Origin of the sequence: Paraburkholderia sp. SIMBA_053 (assembly GCF_046534895.1) — a bacterium.
GTDB classification, from domain to species: domain Bacteria; phylum Pseudomonadota; class Gammaproteobacteria; order Burkholderiales; family Burkholderiaceae; genus Paraburkholderia; species Paraburkholderia caledonica.
Genome location: NZ_JAWRXU010000626.1, coordinates 1 through 274 on the forward strand (window position 1 = coordinate 1; position 274 = coordinate 274).

General features: G+C 69.0%; 1 pseudogene. It reads right to left on the reverse strand.

Features of this window, described 5'->3' with window-relative positions:
• Positions 1–66: 66 nt before the first annotated feature.
• Positions 67–274, reverse strand: a pseudogene (locus SB753_RS37105) (NAD(P)-dependent oxidoreductase); the annotation flags it as partial.

Below are 274 nucleotides of genomic sequence, written 5' to 3' on the forward strand. Positions count from 1 at the left end.
CGGCGCGACAGTCGCTCATGCGCGCCGCGCGGCGGATGCGTGGCGCGTGGCGCGGTTTCGAAGCCCTCAGTACGCGACGGTCGCGAGCTGATGAACGAAACGGCCCTGCTCCAGCTCGTCGACGAACGCGATTGCGTAGTCTTCCGCCGAAATGCTGCTGTTGCCCTGCGCATCCACGATCAGCGCGTTGGCGCCCGTGCGAAACGTGCCTCTGCGCTCGCCCGGCGCGATCAGCGCGGCGGGCGCGAAGAACGTCCAGTCGAGATCGCTGGCG